Origin of the sequence: Mesorhizobium sp. M0052 (assembly GCF_040323255.1) — a bacterium.
GTDB lineage: Bacteria > Pseudomonadota > Alphaproteobacteria > Rhizobiales > Rhizobiaceae > Mesorhizobium.
Window position 1 is genome coordinate 83,846 of sequence record NZ_JAMYUS010000009.1, and the last position, 19,356, is coordinate 103,201.

Consider the following 19,356-nt stretch of genomic DNA (forward strand, 5'->3'; position numbering starts at 1 on the left):
CTATTCCGCCGGCTGCGGTTCAGGCCCGGACGCGGACCAGGCACCGGGCGTTGTTGCTGCGTTGCGCACGATCTTCAATGGCGGCGCGGCATCAGGGTCTGTGCCCGCTTCCTCTGCAATCGCTGCAGCCCGCATCGCCCGAGCGTTACCGCGCCAGGAATCCCACATGCCGACGATGCCCTTGGGCAGGAACAGGGTTACGGCGACGAACAGGCCGCCGAGCGCAAACAGCCAGAACTCCGGCAGCAGGCCGGTGAACCAGGATTTGCCGGCGTTGACCAGCAGCGCGCCGACGATCGGGCCGACAATGGTGCCGCGCCCACCGACGGCTGCCCAGATCACGACTTCGATGGAATTGGATGGCTCGAATTCGCCGGGATTGATGATACCGACCTGCGGCACATAGAGCGCGCCGGCGATGCCGGCCATGACAGCCGAGACGGTGAAGGCAAACAGCTTCACGTTCTCCGCCCGCCAGCCGAGGAAGCGGGTGCGGCTCTCGGCGTCGCGCACCGCCATCAGCAGCTTGCCGTATTTGGAGCCGACGATCGCCCAGGTGATGAAGACGGCGAGCGCGAGTATGATGGCGCTGGCGGCAAACAGGGCCGAGCGGGTGGCGTCGGCCTGCACGTTGAAGCCCAGAATATCCTTGAAATCGGTCAAGCCGTTGTTGCCGCCGAAACCCATGTCGTTGCGGAAGAAGGCGAGCAGCAGCGCGTAGGTCATCGCCTGGGTGATGATGGAGAGATAGACGCCGGTGACGCGGCTGCGGAAGGCGAACCAGCCGAAGACGAAGGCGAGCAGGCCGGGCACCGCCAGCACCATGATGGCGGCGAACCAGAAGTGGTCGAAACCGGTCCAGAACCAGGGCAATTCCTTGTAGTTCAGGAACACCATGAAATCGGGCAGGATCGGATTGCCGTAAACGCCGCGCGAGCCGATCTGGCGCATGAGGTACATGCCCATCGCATAGCCGCCGAGGGCGAAGAAGGCGCCATGGCCGAGCGAGAGGATGCCGCAATAGCCCCAGACGAGATCGAGCGCCAAGGCAAGCAATGCATAGCAGAGGTACTTGCCCGTCAACGCGACGATGTAGGACGGAATATAGAACGCGCTTTGCGGCGACACTGCGAGGTTGAGCAGCGGCACGATAATGGCGGCCGTCAGCAGGATGAAAATAGTGATGGCGATGCGACGGTCGGCACCCGCGGCGAAGAAGCGTCCCGTGATCATGTTTCCACCGCCCTGCCCTTGAGCGCGAACAGGCCGCGCGGGCGCTTCTGGATGAACAGGATGATCAGCACCAGCACGACGATCTTGCCGAGCACCGCGCCAGCATAGGGTTCGAGAACCTTGTTGACGATGCCGAGCGAGAAGGCGCCGACCAGCGTGCCCCAGAGATTGCCGACGCCGCCGAAGACCACGACCATGAAGCTGTCGATGATGTAGCCGCGGCCGAGATTGGGCGAGACATTGTCGATCTGGCTGAGCGCGACGCCGGCAATGCCGGCAATGCCGGAGCCGAGCGCAAAGGTCAGCGCATCGACCCAAGGCGTCCTGATGCCCATCGAGGCGGCCATGCGGCGGTTGGCGGTGACGGCGCGCATCTGCAGGCCCCAGGGCGTGCGCTTCATAACAAAGAGCAGCACGCCGAAGACGGTGAGCGCGAAGACCAGGATCCAGAGGCGGTTCCAGGTGACGGCGAGTTGGCCGACATCGAACGATCCCGACATCCAGGAGGGGTTGCCGACCTCCTGGTTGGTCGGTCCGAAGATCGAGCGCACCGCCTGCTGCAGGACAAGCGAGACGCCCCAGGTTGCGAGCAGCGTTTCCAGCGGCCGGCCGTAGAGGAAACGGATGACGCCGCGCTCGATGATCAGGCCGACGGAAGCGGCAACCAGGAAGGCGAGCGGCAGCGCGATCACCAGCGACCAGTCGAACAGGCCGGGGAATGAGGTTCGGATCACCTGCTGGACGACGAAGGTGGTGTAGGCGCCGAGCATCACCATCTCGCCATGCGCCATGTTGATGACGCCCATGACGCCGAAGGTGATGGCAAGGCCGATGGCGGCCAGCAGCAGCACCGAGCCAAGCGAGATGCCGTACCATATGTTCTGGCCGGCATCCCACAGGGCCAGGCTCGAATTGATGCTGGCGATTGCCGCCGCCGCGGCATCCTTGACCGCGCCTTGCGCATTGGCCTCGACCGCGGTGAGCAGCGAGACCGCGTCGCGGTCGCCGCGCGCGCCGATCAGGGCAATGGCGGCAAGCTTGTCGGCCTCCGGCTTATCGGAGACCAGCACCGATGCCGCGCGCGCCTGTTCGAACAATGCCTTGACCTTGGCGTCGGTCTCGGCGGCGATGGCTGCATCGAGCGGCTCGATATTGGCGGCATCGGGGGTCTTGAACATGGTGTCGGCGGCGGCGATGCGGACAGAAGGATCTTTCGCGCGCAACGTCAGCGTTCCCAGCGCATCTCGGATGACACGACGCAGCGTGTTGTTGACCTTGATCTTCGTGATGTCGGCCTTGGGGGCGTCGCCGGCTTTCTCGCCACTCAGCGGGTCGAGCAGCGTGACGCTGTCGGCGGCCTCACTGCCGACGAAGACGGCTGAATCGGCTTTACGGATGTAAAGGTTGCCTTCGGCGAGCGCTGCAAGCGGCCGTTCAACCAGCGGATCGCCGGTGGCGGCAAGTTCGCGCACGACGGCCTCAGTGGCGGCAAAGCCCGTGCCCGTGGCGAATTTGGCGACGATGGCGCGCAGATCGGCTTCGGCTGCGTTCGACGGCAATAGGCTTGCCACCAGGAACACCAGCATGAGGCCGAGAGTGCGCAACAGGATCATCCGTTCAGATACTCTTCTGTGGGGAAATTCCGCGTCCGGGCGGGCTGAAGCGCCCGGACGCTTGGCGGTACCGATCGTGGACGCGTCCACGATCGGTCAGTCCCGGGAGGGATCAGTTCGTGCCCTTGCCGCCGCATTTGCCGGTGGCAACGTTGAAGTTGCCGCAGGACAGAGGCGCGCGCCAATCCGAAATCAGGTCCTTGGAATCGGGCAGATAGTCGGACCATTCGTCGCCCATCACGAGGCCGGGCGTCTGCGACACGGTCTCGAACTGGCCGTCGGCCTGGATCTCGCCGATCAGCACCGGCTTGGTGATGTGATGGTTCGGCATCATGGTCGAATAGCCGCCGGTGAGGTTCGGCACGGACACGCCGACCATGGCGTCGATGACCTTGTCGGGATCGGTGGTGCCAGCCTTTTCGACCGCCTTCACCCACATGTTGAAGCCGATATAGTGAGCTTCCATCGGGTCGTTGGTGGTGCGCTTGTCATTCTTGATGAACTTGTGCCAGTCGGCGATGAACTTCTTGTTTTCGGGTGTGTCGACGCTCTCGAAATAGTTCCAGGCAGCGAGATGGCCGACCAGCGGCGCGGTATCGAGACCGGCCAGTTCTTCCTCACCGACCGAAAAGGCCATGACCGGGATGTCCTCGGCCTTGATGCCCTGGTTGCCGAGTTCCTTGTAGAACGGAACGTTGGCATCGCCATTGACGGTCGAGACGACGGCGGTCTTCTTGCCGGCCGAGCCGAATTTCTTGATTGCGGAGACTTCGGTCTGCCAGTCGGAGAAGCCGAACGGCGTGTAGTTGACCATGATGTCTTCGGCGGCGACGCCCTTGGCCTTCAGATAGGCCTCGAGGATTTTGTTGGTGGTTCGGGGATAGACGTAGTCGGTGCCTTCCAGCACCCAGCGCTTCACCGAGCCACCGTCCTCGCTCATGAGATAATCGACGGCAGGAATCGCCTGCTGGTTCGGGGCGGCGCCGGTGTAGAACACGTTGCGCTCGCTTTCCTCGCCCTCATACTGGACGGGGTAGAACAGGATGTTGTCGAGTTCCGAGAACACCGGCAACACCGATTTGCGCGACACCGAGGTCCAGCAGCCGAACACGGCGGCGACCTTGTCCTTCGAGATCAGCTCGCGCGCCTTTTCGGCAAAGAGCGGCCAGTTGGAGGCCGGATCGACAACGACCGCCTCGAGCTTCTTGCCGAGCAGACCGCCCTTGGCATTCTGCTCTTCGATGAGCATCAGCATGGCGTCTTTCAGCGTCGTCTCCGAAATCGCCATGGTCCCCGATAGCGAATGCAGAATGCCGACCTTGATCGTGTCTTCGGCGGCCTTGGCCGGAGACGACATCGACAGGCCGGCGGCGATCACGCCCGCCGAAAACATTTTTGTTATTGTGGAGAAATTACCCCTCATACCGAAGACTCCCAAGCTGTTTGATTGCACCGCGACAATGCAAAGCAACTGCCGTGCCAAACGCGAAGGCGCCGCTCACAAAGATGGAATAGCCGAGCGTTATCAGCCGGTTGGTATATTAGCCTGGAGAAACAAAAAGGCAGCCGGTAAAAATTGATTGAGGCAAATTTGCGCAGCGCACACCACTTTTGCCTAATTTTCGCCCAATTGAGACAAATGCCTAGTTTTTGATCTCCGGCCGTGGGTTCCGGGCGAACAATGTTGCGGCACCGCGCAAAAATAGGGCAAGCTCGCCCTTCAAAAGAGAGACGTCATGACATCTCGCATCTCACGCATTTCCTGCATCCTGCTGCTGATGGCAACGAGCGGCGCCGCGCGCGCCGATTTCAGCGAGGGCAAACTTCCTGACGGCACCTATCATTGCGAGGTCTATTTGCTCGGCGCCTTCCTCAACCTCGGCGACATCACTATCAAGGGCAATGTCTATACCGGCCCGGTGACGTTCGGAACGGCGCTGCAAGGCTACAACTATCAGATGAACGCCAATGGCGAGATCACCTGGCTCGGGCCGCTGGGCGGCTATACCACCGGTGGCAACTCCGTCTCCATGACACAGGCAACACTGGACGGCGAGACCGCCCCGTCATTCGACATCATTCTGAAGCAGCCCGACGGCGCCTTCACCGCCTCGACCTGCACCAAGGGCTGAGCGATGCGTAGTGCCGCGCCCAGTTGCGGCAAAACCTTCCTCTTATGTCATGTGAATGTTGCCTAAGCAGACTAGGGCAACGGTGCGCCGTAACATCCACCCTGAGAGGCAGACACCATGGCCAATACACCGTCTTCATCCTCCCCCGTCATCCGCGAAATCATTGCCGAGCGCGTCTCGCGCCGGTCTCTTTTGAAAGGCAGCCTCGCCTCCGGCGCGCTGATTGCCGGCGGCAGCTTTGTCGGCTCCTTGTTTGCCGGCGAAACGCATGCCGCCGCAGCGCAGTCGACGCTCGGCTTTCCCGAGCTGAAGCGGGTCTACGACAAGACCCATGCCGCCGCCGAAGGCTATGAGACGACCATCGTCGCGCGCTGGGGCGACCCGCTTGCAGCCGGCCTCGCCGAATTCGACGGCAACAAGGTCGCGGCGGAGGAACAGGAAAAGCGCTTCGGCTACAATTGCGACTACATCGCCTTCATGCCGCTGCCCAAGGGCACGGTGAATTCCGATCATGGCCTGCTCTGCGTCAACAACGAATACATCTCGCCCAATGTGATGTTTCCGGGGATGACCGAGGGCGATGCCGGCAAGACGATGACCAGGGAACAGGTCAATCTCGGCATGGCCGCGATGGGCCATTCGATCCTCGAGGTGCAGGTGAAGGACGGCAAGTGGGAAACCGTGGCGGACAGCCCGCTCAACCGCCGCATCACCGCCAACACCGAAATGACCGTTTCCGGACCGGTTGCCGGCCATGCGCTGATGAAAACTTCGGCCGACCCGACTGGCACGAAAGTGCTCGGCACCAGCTATAATTGCAGCGGCGGTTTCACCCCCTGGGGTACGGTGCTGACCTGCGAGGAAGGCGTGTCCGACATTTTCGGCGGCGACCCTAAAAAGGCGCCGACTGCCGACCTGCTCGACCGTTACGGCTTCGACGGCTCCGACATCTATGGCCGCGGCCGCTTCCATGACCGCTTCAACCTCGACAAGGAACCGAACGAGGCCAACCGCTTCGACTGGGTGGTCGAGATCGACCCTTACGATCCTCAGTCCAGGCCGGTGAAGCGCACGGCACTTGGCCGCATGTCGCATGAGGCCTCGACCGTGGTCCTCAACAAGGACGGCCGCGTTGTCGTCTATATGGGTGACGACGACTATTTCGAATATATGTACCGCTTCGTCTCGGCCAAGGCCTATGACAAGGCCAACCCGGCCTCCGGCGCCGATCTGCTCGACGATGGCGTGCTGTCGGTCGCCCGCTTCGATGCCGATGGCTCGATGACGTGGCTGCCGTTGGTGCACGGCCAGGGCAAGCTTACCGTCGAGAACGGTTTTGCCGACCAGGCCGAGGTGCTGTTGAAGACGCGGTTTGCGGCAGATGCGCTCGGCGCCACGCCGATGGACCGGCCCGAGGACATCGAGACCAATCCGGTGACCGGCCGCGTCTATGCGGTGATGACCAAGAACAAGAAGCGCGACCAGTCAAAGGTCAATCCGGCCAACACGCGGCCGGAAAATCTCTGGGGCCATATTGTCGAACTGATCCCGCCCGGCGGCCGCGGCGCGGATGCCGACCACACGGCGGAAAAGTATGCCTGGGACCTGTTCGTGCTCTGCGGCAACCCGAAAGATGCCAAGGTCGGCGCCACTTTTCATCCGGACACGTCGGACAATGGCTGGTTCGTCTGCCCCGACAACATCACCTTCGACCCGGCGGGGCGGCTGTGGGTGGCGACGGACGGCGCCAATGATTTCGACCTGCCGGACGGCGTCTATGGCGTCGACACCGAAGGTGCGGCGCGCGGCCTGCCGAAGCTGCTGTTCACCTGCCCGCACGGCGCCGAAGCGACCGGCCCGTGCTTCACGCCGGACGGCACGACTTTGTTCCTGTCGGTGCAGCACCCTGCGGAAGATGCCGAGACGCTCGACAAGGCGCAGACGCTATGGCCCGATTTCAAAGACGGCCAGTTGCCGCGACCTTCCGTCGTCGCCATCCGCCGCAGGGACGGACAGCCGGTCGGCGTATAGTGAGTCCTAGTGAAAAAGGCGGAACGCGCCATGCGCGTTCCGCGTAGCGATCCGGGAGGACGGCTCAGATCGTCTTGGCCGACATTTGCGAAGCGATGTATTCGGCCTGGCGGATAGCCAGCGACACGATCGTCAGCGTCGGATTTTCAGCCGCACCGGTCGTGAACTGGCTGCCGTCCGACACGAACAGGTTCTTGATGTCGTGCGCCTGGCCGTGCTTGTTGACGACGCCGTCTTCCGCCTTTTCGCTCATCCGGTTGGTGCCGAGATTGTGGGTTGAGGGATAGGGCGGCGTCGGGAAGGAGCGCGTCGCGCCGACCGCATCGTAAAGCGCTGTGGCCTGCTTGTAGGCATGGTTGCGCATCGCCGTGTCGTTGGGATGATCATCGAAATGCACGTCGGCGATCGGCATGCCGTGCGCGTCCTTCTCGTCCTTGTGCAGCGTGACGCGGTTTTCCGCGCGCGGCATGTCCTCGCCGACGATCCACAGGCCAGCCATGTGATCATAGTGGTCGAGCGCGGTGGTGAAGGAACGGCCCCAGCCGCCGGGATTGAGGAAGGCGGCCATGAAGGGCAAGCCGAGCGACAGCGTCTCGAATTCATAGCCGCCGACAAAGCCGCGTGAGGGATCGTGCCGCGCCTCGTCGCGGATAATGCCGGCCATGGTGGTGCCGCGATACATTCGCACCGGTTGGTCGAAAATGGCGTAGACCGAACCGGTGGTGTGGCGCATGTAGTTCTTGCCGACCTGCCCCGACGAATTGGCAAGCCCTTGCGGAAACTTCGCTGACTCGGAGTTCAGCAGCAGGCGCGGGCTTTCGATCGAGTTGCCGGCGACGGCAACGATGCGGGCCTTCTGCTCCTGCAGCTTGCCGTCCTTGTCGGCATAGACGACGCCGGTCACTTTTCCGCTAGCGTCATGGTTGATCTTGATCGCCATGGCGTTTGGCCGGACCTCGAGATGGCCGGTCGCCTCACCCTTGGGAATCTCGGTGTAGAGCGTCGACCATTTGGCGCCCCATTTGCAGCCCTGGAAGCAGAAGCCGGTCTGTTGGCAGGAGTTGCGGTCGTCCCGCTCGACCGAATTGATTGCCATGTTGCCGGTATGACATTCCTTATAGCCGAGCTTGTCGGCGCCGGCCTTGAGCACCTTGAAGTTGTTGTTGCCGGGCAGCCGCGGCCAGCCATTGGTGCCGGTGACGCCCATCTTGGCTTCCGCCTTGGCGTAGTAAGGCTCCATCTCGGCCAATGTGACCGGCCAGTCCAGCAGGTTGGCGCCTTCCAGCTTGCCGTAGGTCGAGAGCGTCTTGAACTCATGCTCCTGGAAGCGCAGCGAGGCGCCGGCCCAGTGCGTGGTCGAGCCGCCGACCGATTTGACGATCCAGGCCGGCAAATTGGGGAAATCCTTCGACACCCGCCAGTCGCCTGAGGTTGTGCGCTTGTCCGTCCAGGCGAGTTGGCTGAAGGAACCCCACTCGTCATTGATGAAATCCTCGTATTCGTGGCGCGCGCCGGCCTCGAGGATGACGACATCGACGCCTTTCTGGGCGAGTTCGTTGCCGAGCGTGCCGCCGCCGGCGCCGGAGCCGATGATCACGACCACGCCGTCGTTGTTGAGATCAAATGAAGCTGCCATGGTTTCCTCCCATGAATTCCTGTTTGCCGGGTTTCAGAACGACGGAAGGGCTCAGAGCCACTCTATGTCGTCGAAACCGCGCGCGATGTAGCCGCCCTTGGAGTAGGATTCGCCCTCGTAGCCGAAGATCGGCCACACCTCCTGCTGGTTGTAGAGGCTGACGACGAGGCCGCCGCGGATGGACTGGAAGAACGGCGTCGCCTCGATCTGCAGTAGCACGGCAACGCGCTGCTCCTCCCAGCCGAGGCCGCGATAGCCGCCCTCGCCCGACTTCTTGTCGAGGTCGGCGATGCCGTCTTCGATCATCGCCTTGTAGGCAGCGTCCTTGCCAGCCTGCTCGTCATGCCCTTTTACGGCGATGGCGTAGTATTTGTCGGGCACCTGATCGTGCGGATAGATGTCGCGCGCCATCTGGATCAGCGTCGCCATGGTTTCGGGCTTGAGCGCCGATGTCTCGAGCCCCCAGGCATTTTCAGGGCTGATGACGGCGCTGCCGGAAATGACGAGCAACGCGCCGATGCCGCCGCGTTTGAGAAGTTCACGACGTGAGAGCCTCGCGTCATAGATCGTGACCATTTGTTCCTCCCTGCTTGCTGTTTGCGCCCTTGAACAGCGCCGTTGCTGGCGCCGCGCGGCTGAATGCGGCTGATAATCCCCTACTGGAAGCGCCCTCCACGCTGCAGAACCTCGATCTTGTAGCCGTCGGGGTCCTCGATGAAGAAAAAGCGGGCGATCAGCGATCCGTCGCGGTTGAATTCGACGATCTTCTTGGGGTTGAGGCCGAGCGCGCCGATCCGGTCGTGTTCGCTGTCGAGATCGGACACCGAGACCGCCAGATGGCCGTAACCGTCGCCAAGCCCATAAGGCTCGGTGCGGCCCTTGTTCACGGTGAGTTCGAGCTCGAACCCCGTTTCGGCGTTGGCAAGGTAAATCAGCGTGAATGTCTCGAAATCCAGCCTGTCGGCGACGTCGAGCCCGAAAGCGTTTCTGTAGAAATCGACGGATCTGGCCTCTTGGAGAACCCGGATCATGGAATGGATTGCCTTCGCCAAATCAGTCTCCGCCGCTGCATGTTGGAGGCGATTATGGGCGGCACGCGCGAAAGGTGGTGGCAGCCGGTTACCACGGCTAAATTTGCAATCGCTGCTATGCCTGCGCCTAAAGACGAAAGTCCGATTGCCGATTCGGCCCACAAGGCCGAACATGCAGGGACAACCACAACTTGAAGGCGCGACACGCTGCGCCCAAAACCAACAATATCGGGAGGTAAGGATGTGCAGGGTTTTTGCCGGGCAGGATCCGGAAGGCTATCGACAGATCAACCGGTCGATCCGCATCGACGGTCACTCTACGAGTATCCAGCTTGAAGGAACGTTCTGGGCGCTGCTTGACGAAATTGCCGACAGCCAGGGCCTGACGACGCCGAAGTTCATCTCAAAACTCTATGACGAGGCGATCGAGATCAACGGCGCCATTCCCAACTTCGCGTCGATGCTGCGTACCACCTGCGCGCTCTATCTGCGCGGTCACCGGCCAGACATGGATGAGCTGACGCCGAAGCGCGAAGCGGCCTGAGGAAGCTAGCCTTCCGCCGCAACGTCGAGCCCGAGCCGCGCCATATCGGTGAACAGCGCCTGACGTTCGGAATAGGCAGTCTGTTCGCCGGTCACGATGTTGTCGACGACGGTCAGCAGCGACAGCGCGCGGGCGCCGAAATGCGCCGCGATTCGGTAGAGTGCGCTGGTTTCCATATCGACAGCGAGAGCGCCAAGCGCCTGCGCTTCGGCAAAGCGGTCGCGCCCTTCAGGGTGGTAGAAGACATCGCTGCAGATGGTCAGCCCGGCCTGGTGGTCGATGCCGAGCTGGGCGGCGCAGGCCAAAGCGTGGGCGAACAGGCCGGGATCGGGCCCGGCGGCAGCATCGTAGAGGCCGAAGACCTGGCCGCTTTGGTCGCTTTCGGCGCGCACCGACTGCGAGATCACCAAGGAGCGCAGCGGCACGCGGGGTGTCAGGCCGCCGCAGGTACCTGTGCGGATCAGCGTTTTGACGCCGTGAACATCCAGGAGTTCATGCACATAGACCAGGAAAGACGGGACACCGATGCCGGTGGCCTGGATGCTGATGGGACGGCCGCGATAGAGACCAGTGAAGCCGAGTGCGCCCCGGCGGCGGTTGACGCAGCGCGGTGCCTCAAGAAATGTCTTTGCCATCCACTCGGCGCGTTGCGGATCGCCCGGTAACAGCACCGTTGCGGCATAGTCGCCCCTGGCAGCCTCGTTGTGCGGCGTCACGACATGCTCCCCAATACCCGCCGCCCGTTTCGCCTGCAATCATGGCAGCGTCACGTCATTGCGCAAGCTTTGAATTAGGGCGCCCTAAGACTCCAACACATCCTTGACCACGGTGGCCAGCTGCTTGAGGGAGAACGGCTTCGGCAGGAAGCCGAATTGCGCGTCCGGCGGCAGGTTTCTGGCGAAAGCGTCTTCCGCATAGCCGGACACGAAGACGAACTTGATGTCGGGCTGGCGCTTGCGCAGTTCGCCGAGCAGCGTCGGTCCGTCCATTTCCGGCATCACCACGTCGGACACGACGATATCGACTTTGCCGCCGAGCGCCTCGAAGACTTCCAGCGCCTCGACGCCCGAGGAGGCCTCATGGACGGTATAGCCGCGCGAGGTCAGCGCCCGCGAGCCGCCCATGCGCACGGCGTCTTCGTCCTCGACGAGGAGCACAGTGGCCGAGCCCGACAGGTCCTTGGCGCTGTCGGCGGCTTTCACCGGCGCAGCCGGCGCCTCGCTGACGTCGCCGGGCTTCTTCGCCTCCACGATATGGCGCGGCAGGAAGATGCGGAAGGTCGAACCCTTGCCGACTTCGGAATCGCAGAAGATGAAACCGCCGGTCTGCTTGATGATGCCATAGACCATCGACAGGCCAAGGCCGGTGCCTTTGCCGACTTCCTTGGTGGTGAAGAACGGCTCAAAAATCTTCTTCAGCACGTCCGGCGCAATGCCCGAGCCGCTATCCTCGACCTCGACCACGACATAGTCGGCAGGCGTGAGCTCGCGGTAGGAGAAGCTCTTGCATTGTTCGGCGGTGACGTTGCGGGTGCGCACGGTGAGGTCGCCGCCGGCCGGCATGGCGTCGCGCGCGTTGACGGCCAGGTTGACCACCACCTGCTCGAACTGGCCGATATCGACCTTGACCGGCCACAAATCGCGGCCGTGGTCGACCTTCAGCTTGATCTCGTTGCCAACCAGGCGGGCAAGCAGCATCCGGAGATCGGCAAGCACGTCGGTCAGGTTCAGCACTTCCGGCCGCAATGTCTGCTTGCGCGAGAAGGCGAGCAACTGCCGCACCAGCGAGGCCGCCCGGTTGGCATTCTGCTTGATGTTCATGATGTCGGGGAAGGACGGGTCCGACGGCCGGTGATTGGTCAGCAAAAGATCCGACGCCATGATGATGGCGGTCAGCACATTGTTGAAGTCGTGGGCGATGCCGCCGGCGAGCTGTCCGACCGCCTGCATCTTCTGGCTCTGCGCCATCTGGCCCTCGAGCGCCTTCTGCTCGGTGGTCTCGACGGCATAGACGATGGCCGATTCCTCGGCGCCCTCGCCGGTGCCGTCGGCGACGGCGTTGACGTAGAAGCGGATGTGACGCTCCTCATTGCCTGGCAGCAGCGTGTCGATCGGCTCGATGTCGGCCTGCCTCAGCCGCGCCTTTTCGAACGCGGCGGCAAAGGCCGGCCGGTCGCGCTCATGGATCACGGTGTCCAGCCGCACGCGGCGGTCAACCGCGTCGCCGTCGACGACGGAGGAAAACAGCGACAGGAACGGCGCGTTGGTGCGCAGGATGCGGCCGCCATTGTCGACGGCAGCAATGGCCATCGGCGTCGAATTGAAGAAACGGGTGAAGCGCACTTCCGAAGCCCGAAGGTCGGCCGATGCGTCCTCGCCCTGGGTGCGGTTGAGCACAATGGTGCGGGTCGGACCGTTGGTCCCCTCGCGGCTGGCCGAGACCCGATGCATGAAGCGCACCGGCACCGCCTCGCCGGTTGTCGTCGTCAGATCGAGATCGATGACGGCGTTGCGGGTGGTGCCGGGATCGGCCTTGACCGAGCGCACCAGCGCCATGCCGTCGCCGGCGACGATTTCCGGGAGTGTCACGGCGCCAGGGGTGAAGCTCGCCAGATCGATGCCCAGCCATTCGGCGAGCGTGGCGTTGATGTAGGTGACACGGCCTTCCTGGTCGGCCGAGAAGAAACCGGCCGGCGCATGGTCGAGATGGTCGATAGCCTTTTGCAGGTCGAGGAAGAAACGCTCCTGCTCGGCCCGTTCCTGCGAGATGTCGGCGAGTTGCCAGGCAAGCATCGGCAGGCGCTGACCGGGAACGCTGAAGGTACGGGCTCGCGCCCGGTACCAGCGCGCGCCGGGTTCGGCGCCCGGCCGGATCGACTGTGCCAGCCGGAACTCACCGTCGCCGGCCTGGCCATCGCGCAAGCCCGAGGCCAGCCGGTATATGGTCACCGAAGCTTCGGGGACATCGGAAAGCAGGCCTTCGACCGTCTTCAGATCGGCGGCCGACGCAGCCCCGGTCATCTCGGCATAGGCCCGGTTGGCGTAGACCACGCGGCCCTTCGTGTCGGTGACGATCAGGCCCTGCGACATGGAATCGACGAAGGCCTTCGACAGTTCATCCCCGGTCGAACGCGGCGCGATCTGCACGAAGCCGATGGCCGTGGCGAACAGGAAGCCGACGCCGATCATGGCAAGCACGCCCAGCATGCCGAGCAGGAACGGATCGCCAAGACGCTCGCGGAAAATGCCGAAAACGAGCGCGGCCCCGGTCAGGACGATGATGAACACGATGAGCCGGGTAACCGCGCCTGGCCGCGTGTTCTGATCGACGATCGGTACCGGATAGAAATCGCCGCGCGTTTCCCTGGCCATATGCCCCCTGCTCGTGAGTTGTCCGACACCGCCCCCGGCCGGTTGAATCACATTCTCCTAATCCGGAAAAGGCCCTGGCGGCAAATGTCGGATAAAAATGACGCGTCGGTGTTTTCAAGCTGTTCACGAAGCGTGAAGGCAACTTGCGGTGGCTGGCCGCAACGGTCTAGTGTCCCTCCACTTCAAAAGCCGATTGGGGGCACCGATGCAGTGGCTGGATAATGTGGCGGGTCCCGGATATGCCGCAGCGCTGCTGTGGACGTTTGCTGCCCTTGTCCTGCTGGTCATCGTGCTCATCATCATCAGGCTGGTCCGCAACCTGACCTTCGGCACCTTCGTTGCCGGCGGCAGGAACCGCAAGACACGGCTGGCGGTCATGGACGCCACGGCGGTCGACAGCCACCGCCGGCTGGTGCTCATCCGTCGCGACGACATCGAACACCTGCTTTTGATCGGCGGCCCGACCGACGTTGTCGTCGAGCGCGATATCAGACTTGCAGCGCCACGCCGTCCGGCATTGACCGGCGATGGCGGTGTTGGCCAGCAGCAACAGGCGCCGCGGCCGCGCGCAGCACAACCCGCTCCGGCCACGCCCGCAAGGCAGGCGCCGCCGCCGCAACCGGTAAGGGCTGCTCCGGCCGCCGTTCCGCCGCGCCAGGCCGCGCCGGCGCCGAAACCGGCTCAAATCTACCAGGCGAGCAATGTGACACCGCTGCCGGCCTATGGCTCCGCCGCCAATACTGCCCGGCAGGCCCCGCCACCGAAGCATGAGTCCATCGACGATACCCTGATGCGGGAGCTCGAGGTCTCGCTCGACGATTCGCACCCCAAACCGGCAAGCAAGCCGGCTGCGAAGGCACCGCAGTCTCTCGACGACGAGATGACCAAGCTGCTCGGCGAACTCGCCAGCCAGAAACGATAAAGCCCGGCGAACCGTCACATCTTGCCGATTCCCGATCGAACGCCGCTTAAGCGTGTCGTCCGTTTCAGCGCGACGCGCTTTAACTTGGGGGCGGACTAAACCCTTCGGCCAAAAACAGAAATGGCCGGGAAACCCGGCCATTTCTGATGAAACAGTCCTGCCTGACGGCAGCGGCTCAATCGTCGCGATAGACCTTCTCGCGGCGTTCGTGGCGCTCCTGCGCTTCGATCGACAAGGTCGCGATCGGACGCGCATCCAGCCGCTTCAGCGCGATCGGCTCGCCGGTTTCCTCGCAATAGCCGTATGTGCCTTCATCGATGCGCTGCAGCGCCGAATCGATCTTTGAAATGAGCTTGCGCTGGCGGTCGCGGGCCCGAAGCTCGATGGCGCGGTCGGTTTCCGAGGAAGCGCGATCGGCGAGATCGGGATGGTTGGCGTTTTCCTGCTGCAGGATTTCGAGGGTTTCGCGCGCTTCGCGCAGTATGTCGGTCTTCCAGGTGACGAGCTTCAGGCGAAAGTAGGATTTCTGCCGTTCGTTCATGAACGGCTCGTCTTCGGAGGGTACGTAATTGGCTGTAACGATATCGTTCATTCGACTCACCCAACAACCCCAAATTTGGCGCCTATATATTCGCGCAGAGAAGGCTGCACAAGCGTAATCCGCGCGCGTTTCACGCAATTGTTAATGCCGCGCGGGCGATCCTCAGCAAAGCCTTCCATAGGAAGGGCGCGGGCGAATTCGCACATGATTCGCTGCGCTTGGGCGTCGCCGCCCATTGTGCCTCAGGCCTTTCTCGTGGCTAATCCAGTTGTGTCATTGGTGGGCAGCACACCATTGGGGGTCCGGTGAGCAGACTGTATCTGTTGAGGCATGCAAAGGCTGGCTGGGCCCTGCCCGGCGTGCGCGACTTCGATCGCCCGCTCGACGCATCCGGCATTGCCGATGCCGAAATGATGGGGACGGCGATGCGTGCCCGCAACTACATCCCCGATATCACGCTCTGCTCCAACGCCAAGCGGGCGCGCCAGACGCTGGAAGGCATCGCCGGCCACACCGATACCGGCCGGGTGCTGTTCTTCGACACGCTCTACAGCGAGGATGCCGCCGGCTACCTCGCCATCATCCGCAGCAATGGCGGGCCGGGCTCGCTGCTCGTCATAGGCCACAATCCGATGACGGAAGACCTTGCCATGGCGGTCTCGGGCGACGGCGACGAGGCTGCTCGGGCCATCATGAACCATGGTTTCCCGACCTCCGGCCTTGCGGTCGTGCGCTTCAGCGGCAACCTTGCGGAAGCCTCGCAAGGCGCCGGCTACCTCGAAGCCTTCCTGACCCCCGTCGATCTCTGAGCCGAGCCGGCCGAGGCCGGGCGCCATTTCAAACTTGAACCGCAAAGCCTATATCGGGCGCAAGAGCACGCCTGAGAGAACAGATTTTGGCATCATCGCTGACCACTTTCACCGACGAAGCGAGAATTGCCCTGGATACGCTGTCGGGGCGTGCGAGCGGGCTTTTTTCGCCGTCGCTTCGGCTGGGCGTCACCGGCCTGTCCCGGGCCGGCAAGACGGTGTTCATCTCGGCTCTCGTCCACAATCTCATCCATGGCGGGCGCCTGCCGCTGTTCGAGGCGCAGAAGTCGGGACGGATCGCGCGCGCCTTCCTTGAGGAACAGCCGGATGATGCGGTGCCGCGTTTTCAGTACGAGGACCATATCTCGGCGCTGGTCAACGACCGCGTCTGGCCGGACTCGACGCGCGCCATTTCGGAACTCAGGCTCACCATCGAATATGAGTCTGCCTCCGGCTGGAACCGGATGTTTTCCAGCGGCCGATTGTCGGTCGACATCGTCGACTACCCCGGCGAATGGCTGCTCGACCTGCCGCTGCTCGGCAAATCCTTCGCCGATTTTTCGCGCGAGGCGTTCGAGATGGCGATGCTGCCGGTGCGGGCCGACCTGTCGCAGGACTGGCGGACGCTGTCGGCGACCATCGACCCCAATGCCGATGCCGATGAGATGACGGCGCGACGCCTCGCCGAGAGCTTTGCCGCCTACCTCAAGGCCTGCAAGCTCGACGAGCGGGCGCTTTCGACCTTGCCGCCCGGCCGTTTCCTGATGCCTGGCGACCTCGAGGGATCGCCGGCGCTGACCTTCGCGCCCTTGCTGCTCAAGGGTGAGAAACGGCCGCGCTCCGGCTCGCTGCAAGCGATGATGGAGCGCCGCTACGAGGCCTACAAGACGCATGTGGTGAAACCGTTCTTCCGCGAACACATCACCCGCCTCGACCGCCAGATCGTGGTGATCGACGCCATGCAGGCGTTGAACGCCGGCCCCGGCGCGATGGCCGACCTGGAACGCGCGGTGACCGAAATCCTCTCCTGTTTCCGTCCTGGCCGAGGCAATTTCCTCACCGACCTGTTTTCACGCCGCATCGACCGCATCCTGGTTGCCGCGACCAAGGCCGACCATTTGCATCACGAAAGCCATGACCGGCTGCAGGCAATCGTGCGGCGGCTTGCCGACCGCGCCGTGGCGCGGGCAAATTTCACCGGCGCCGATGTCGATGTGGTCGCCATGGCGGCGGTGCGCGCGACGCGCGAAGGCACGGTCAAGCAAGGCCGCGACACCCTGCCGGTGATCATCGGCACGCCGCTGAAGGGCGAGAAGATCAACGGCGAAACCTTTGATGGTAAAGCCGAAACCGCCATATTTCCCGGGGACTTGCCGGAGAAAATTGATGCGGTTTTCGACGTTTCGGAAGCCGACCACCGGCAGAGCAGCGACGATCCGGCGATCCGTTTCGTGCGCTTTCGCCCGCCAAAGCTCGAACGCACCGCTGAAGGCGTCACGCTGTCGCTGCCGCATATCAGGCTCGACCGCGCCTTGCAGTTCCTGATCGGAGACCATCTGGCATGACCGCGCCCCGCAGACCGGCAGCTTTCCGCATCGAGCCGGAGGCCGAACCGAAGCAGGAAACGCGCAGCCCCCATGCCGAGCCGCCGCGCAAGCCGCGCACCGTCGTCGTGCCGGCCGAGATCGATGTCTTCGATGAGCCGGACATTGTCGCCGCCGAACCGCCGCCGGCGACCGCGCCGCGCAGGCGCTCGCTGTTTGCCAGCCTGTTTTTCGGCGCGGTCGGCGTGCTGGTTTCGCTCGCCGTCGGCCTGTGGACCGACCAGCTCATCCGCGACCTGTTCGAGCGCGCAGAGTGGCTGGGGTGGCTGGCAGCGGGAATGGCCGCAATTGCCGTGTTGGCCCTCGCAGTCGTGCTGGTGCGCGAATTCCTGGCTATCGCCCGGCTGGCCGAGGTCGAAAAACTGCAAAAGCGGGCGCTCGATGCCGTGGCCCGCGACGATCCGAAGGCTGCAAGGGCCGTCGTCGAAGAGCTTTCGGCCTTTGTCGCTGCGAAACCCGAAACCGCGGCCGGCAGGCGCTCCCTGGCCGAATTGCGCGGCGAGATCATCGATGGCGGCAATCTGGTGCGACTGGCCGAGACCGAAATTCTCGGGCCGCTCGATGCGAGAGCCAAGGTGATGATCCTCGAAGCAGCCAAACGCGTGTCGCTGGTCACCGCCGTCAGCCCCCGCGCACTCGTAGACGTTGCCTATGTCGTGTTCGAGGCCGGGCGCCTGATCCGCCGCTTGTCCGAACTCTACGGCGGCAGGCCGGGCACGCTGGGCTTTTTCCGGCTGGCGCGCAGCGTTCTTGCCCATCTGGCGGTGACCGGCTCGATCGCCGTCGGCGACAGCTTTGTCCAGCAGATCGTCGGCCATGGCCTTGCCGCACGGCTTTCGGCGAAACTCGGCGAAGGCGTGGTCAACGGCATGATGACGGCGCGTATCGGCATTGCTGCCATGGAGACGGCGCGGCCCCTGCCCTTCATTGCCGGCAGGCGGCCGGGTATGGGCGATTTCCTGTCGGCGCTGACCTCGTTTGCGGCCAGAAAAGAGAATGAAGCACCCGCCTCGACCAAGTGAACGCCCTCTCGCGGTCACCAAGCATTAACCAATCTTGTTCATGGTCGTCCAACAACAGCCTCCTTGTTGCCGGGTGTCGTCTATGAAAAGCGTAATCTTGTCCTGCGTCCTGCCCCTGGTCGCGCTTGCAGCACCTCTGGGCCCGACCGGGAAAGCCTTTGCAGCGGAGCCCGACAAGCAGTTCTTCCGCACCGTTGAAGGCAAATGGGTCGGCCCGGGCGAAATCATCGCCGGCAAATACAAGGGCACGAAGTTCACCTGCAGCTTCGACGGCTCGACGCCGGACAACAAGACCGGCATGACGCTCGATGGCGACTGCCGCGTCGGTGTCTTCACCCAGAAAATGTCGGCGACCGTCGAGCGCAAGGGCCGCGACTACAAGGGCAATTTCATGGGCGGCGCCGCGGGGTCGGGCCTGGACATCATCGGCGGCAACGTGGTCGATGCCCGCAAAGTCGTCTTCACCATCAACCGCAACCAGCTGCGCGGCGTCATGCAGGCCCGCATTCCCGACGACAATTCGATGACGGTGACCATCGCCGTGCGCGTCGACCAGCAGCTGGTGCCGGTCATCGGCATGAGCCTCAAGCGCGTCGACGCCGTCGAAGTCGGCTCCATCGCCAAAAACTGACTCTCAAGCGGTTCCCCGAAAAAAGCGCGGAACGGGGTTGCACTGCGCGTTAGCTGAGCTGTTCCGCTCAGCTCGATGTCGGGAAGGACACGCCACCTTGCGGCCAGGTTGGCGCTCCTCAAGCACGGGCCGCTCGGGCGGCACCTTTCTGCCGCGACCGGACATGTGGCGCGCAACCGACGATGTCAGCGTCTCCGATGGCCCAAGCCACAGCAAGGCCAACGTGTCATGGTCCT

General features: G+C 63.3%; 18 protein-coding genes. 8 read left to right on the top strand and 10 right to left on the bottom strand.

Going from position 1 to position 19,356, the window contains the following annotated elements; all coding sequences use genetic code 11:
* The 3 genes from urtC to urtA form a co-directional block, all read right to left on the bottom strand.
* Positions 1–1,233, bottom strand: a complete 1,233-nt coding sequence (gene urtC, locus NKJ77_RS14260) for an urea ABC transporter permease subunit UrtC (protein WP_023832058.1) — start codon at positions 1,231–1,233, stop codon at positions 1–3.
* Positions 1,230–2,846 carry an urea ABC transporter permease subunit UrtB gene (gene urtB, locus NKJ77_RS14265; protein ID WP_352535366.1) on the bottom strand — a complete coding sequence of 539 codons (1,617 nt, stop codon included), beginning with the start codon at positions 2,844–2,846 and terminating at the stop codon, positions 1,230–1,232. Before urtB ends, urtC begins: the two co-directional genes overlap by 4 nt.
* 112 nt (positions 2,847–2,958) lie before the next feature.
* Positions 2,959–4,269: an urea ABC transporter substrate-binding protein gene (gene urtA / locus NKJ77_RS14270; RefSeq protein WP_023684621.1), complete on the bottom strand. Its 1,311-nt coding sequence runs from the start codon at positions 4,267–4,269 to the stop codon at positions 2,959–2,961.
* 313 nt (positions 4,270–4,582) lie between these two features.
* Between urtA and NKJ77_RS14275 the strand changes: the two genes are divergently transcribed.
* On the top strand, positions 4,583–4,978 hold the full coding sequence (locus NKJ77_RS14275) for a hypothetical protein (RefSeq protein WP_023684620.1): 396 nt from the start codon (positions 4,583–4,585) through the stop codon (positions 4,976–4,978).
* Between the two features lie 117 nt (positions 4,979–5,095).
* Entirely contained in the window at positions 5,096–7,009 is a 1,914-nt protein-coding gene (locus tag NKJ77_RS14280) for a PhoX family protein (RefSeq protein WP_352535367.1), read from the top strand.
* A gap of 64 nt (positions 7,010–7,073) precedes the next feature.
* Here the strand turns inward: NKJ77_RS14280 and NKJ77_RS14285 are convergent, their stop codons facing one another.
* The 3 genes from NKJ77_RS14285 to NKJ77_RS14295 form a co-directional block, all read right to left on the bottom strand.
* Positions 7,074–8,645, bottom strand: a complete 1,572-nt coding sequence (locus NKJ77_RS14285; protein WP_023684618.1) for a GMC family oxidoreductase — start codon at positions 8,643–8,645, stop codon at positions 7,074–7,076.
* Positions 8,646–8,696: 51 nt separating this feature from the next.
* Positions 8,697–9,221, bottom strand: coding sequence for a gluconate 2-dehydrogenase subunit 3 family protein (locus NKJ77_RS14290; RefSeq protein WP_352535368.1), 525 nt, complete (start codon positions 9,219–9,221; stop codon positions 8,697–8,699).
* An 80-nt stretch (positions 9,222–9,301) separates the two neighbouring features.
* Positions 9,302–9,697 carry a VOC family protein gene (locus tag NKJ77_RS14295; RefSeq protein WP_023684616.1) on the bottom strand — a complete coding sequence of 132 codons (396 nt, stop codon included), beginning with the start codon at positions 9,695–9,697 and terminating at the stop codon, positions 9,302–9,304.
* 220 nt (positions 9,698–9,917) lie between these two features.
* Between NKJ77_RS14295 and NKJ77_RS14300 the strand changes: the two genes are divergently transcribed.
* Positions 9,918–10,220: a ribbon-helix-helix domain-containing protein gene (locus NKJ77_RS14300; protein WP_023670924.1), complete on the top strand. Its 303-nt coding sequence runs from the start codon at positions 9,918–9,920 to the stop codon at positions 10,218–10,220.
* Positions 10,221–10,225: 5 nt separating this feature from the next.
* Here the strand turns inward: NKJ77_RS14300 and NKJ77_RS14305 are convergent, their stop codons facing one another.
* Positions 10,226–10,936: a purine-nucleoside phosphorylase gene (locus NKJ77_RS14305; protein ID WP_023736554.1), complete on the bottom strand. Its 711-nt coding sequence runs from the start codon at positions 10,934–10,936 to the stop codon at positions 10,226–10,228.
* An 84-nt stretch (positions 10,937–11,020) separates the two neighbouring features.
* Positions 11,021–13,591: a cell cycle histidine kinase CckA gene (gene cckA / locus NKJ77_RS14310; RefSeq protein ID WP_352535369.1), complete on the bottom strand. Its 2,571-nt coding sequence runs from the start codon at positions 13,589–13,591 to the stop codon at positions 11,021–11,023.
* A gap of 205 nt (positions 13,592–13,796) precedes the next feature.
* Between cckA and NKJ77_RS14315 the strand changes: the two genes are divergently transcribed.
* Positions 13,797–14,513 carry a hypothetical protein gene (locus NKJ77_RS14315; RefSeq protein ID WP_352498218.1) on the top strand — a complete coding sequence of 239 codons (717 nt, stop codon included), beginning with the start codon at positions 13,797–13,799 and terminating at the stop codon, positions 14,511–14,513.
* Positions 14,514–14,688: 175 nt separating this feature from the next.
* Here the strand turns inward: NKJ77_RS14315 and dksA are convergent, their stop codons facing one another.
* The gene (gene dksA, locus NKJ77_RS14320; protein WP_023673491.1) at positions 14,689–15,105 is read right to left on the bottom strand and encodes an RNA polymerase-binding protein DksA; all 417 of its coding nucleotides are present in this window, start codon (positions 15,103–15,105) and stop codon (positions 14,689–14,691) included.
* A 5-nt stretch (positions 15,106–15,110) separates the two neighbouring features.
* The gene (locus NKJ77_RS14325; RefSeq protein WP_023706174.1) at positions 15,111–15,290 is read right to left on the bottom strand and encodes a hypothetical protein; all 180 of its coding nucleotides are present in this window, start codon (positions 15,288–15,290) and stop codon (positions 15,111–15,113) included.
* 69 nt (positions 15,291–15,359) lie between these two features.
* Here NKJ77_RS14325 and NKJ77_RS14330 point away from each other — a divergent pair, with 69 nt between their 5' ends.
* From NKJ77_RS14330 to NKJ77_RS14345, 4 genes are all read left to right on the top strand, one after another.
* The gene (locus NKJ77_RS14330) at positions 15,360–15,863 is read left to right on the top strand and encodes a SixA phosphatase family protein (protein ID WP_023688651.1); all 504 of its coding nucleotides are present in this window, start codon (positions 15,360–15,362) and stop codon (positions 15,861–15,863) included.
* A gap of 86 nt (positions 15,864–15,949) precedes the next feature.
* The gene (locus NKJ77_RS14335) at positions 15,950–17,428 is read left to right on the top strand and encodes a YcjX family GTP-binding protein (RefSeq protein ID WP_352535370.1); all 1,479 of its coding nucleotides are present in this window, start codon (positions 15,950–15,952) and stop codon (positions 17,426–17,428) included.
* The gene (locus tag NKJ77_RS14340) at positions 17,425–18,489 is read left to right on the top strand and encodes a YcjF family protein (RefSeq protein ID WP_023693368.1); all 1,065 of its coding nucleotides are present in this window, start codon (positions 17,425–17,427) and stop codon (positions 18,487–18,489) included. Before NKJ77_RS14335 ends, NKJ77_RS14340 begins: the two co-directional genes overlap by 4 nt.
* 82 nt (positions 18,490–18,571) lie before the next feature.
* Entirely contained in the window at positions 18,572–19,120 is a 549-nt protein-coding gene (locus tag NKJ77_RS14345; protein ID WP_023673495.1) for a hypothetical protein, read from the top strand.
* Positions 19,121–19,356 lie beyond the last annotated feature (236 nt).

Excerpts from the sequence above, each read along its gene's own strand:
- urtC (WP_023832058.1), bottom strand. The coding sequence starts at position 1,233 with ATGATCACGGGACGCTTCTTCGCCGCGGGTGCCGACCGTCGCATCGCC.
- urtB (WP_352535366.1), bottom strand. The coding sequence starts at position 2,846 with ATGATCCTGTTGCGCACTCTCGGCCTCATGCTGGTGTTCCTGGTGGCA.
- urtA (WP_023684621.1), bottom strand. The coding sequence starts at position 4,269 with ATGAGGGGTAATTTCTCCACAATAACAAAAATGTTTTCGGCGGGCGTG.
- NKJ77_RS14275 (WP_023684620.1), top strand. The coding sequence starts at position 4,583 with ATGACATCTCGCATCTCACGCATTTCCTGCATCCTGCTGCTGATGGCA.
- NKJ77_RS14280 (WP_352535367.1), top strand. The coding sequence starts at position 5,096 with ATGGCCAATACACCGTCTTCATCCTCCCCCGTCATCCGCGAAATCATT.
- NKJ77_RS14285 (WP_023684618.1), bottom strand. The coding sequence starts at position 8,645 with ATGGCAGCTTCATTTGATCTCAACAACGACGGCGTGGTCGTGATCATC.
- NKJ77_RS14290 (WP_352535368.1), bottom strand. The coding sequence starts at position 9,221 with ATGGTCACGATCTATGACGCGAGGCTCTCACGTCGTGAACTTCTCAAA.
- NKJ77_RS14300 (WP_023670924.1), top strand. The coding sequence starts at position 9,918 with ATGTGCAGGGTTTTTGCCGGGCAGGATCCGGAAGGCTATCGACAGATC.
- cckA (WP_352535369.1), bottom strand. The coding sequence starts at position 13,591 with ATGGCCAGGGAAACGCGCGGCGATTTCTATCCGGTACCGATCGTCGAT.
- NKJ77_RS14315 (WP_352498218.1), top strand. The coding sequence starts at position 13,797 with ATGCAGTGGCTGGATAATGTGGCGGGTCCCGGATATGCCGCAGCGCTG.
- dksA (WP_023673491.1), bottom strand. The coding sequence starts at position 15,105 with ATGAACGATATCGTTACAGCCAATTACGTACCCTCCGAAGACGAGCCG.
- NKJ77_RS14325 (WP_023706174.1), bottom strand. The coding sequence starts at position 15,290 with ATGGGCGGCGACGCCCAAGCGCAGCGAATCATGTGCGAATTCGCCCGC.
- NKJ77_RS14340 (WP_023693368.1), top strand. The coding sequence starts at position 17,425 with ATGACCGCGCCCCGCAGACCGGCAGCTTTCCGCATCGAGCCGGAGGCC.
- NKJ77_RS14345 (WP_023673495.1), top strand. The coding sequence starts at position 18,572 with ATGAAAAGCGTAATCTTGTCCTGCGTCCTGCCCCTGGTCGCGCTTGCA.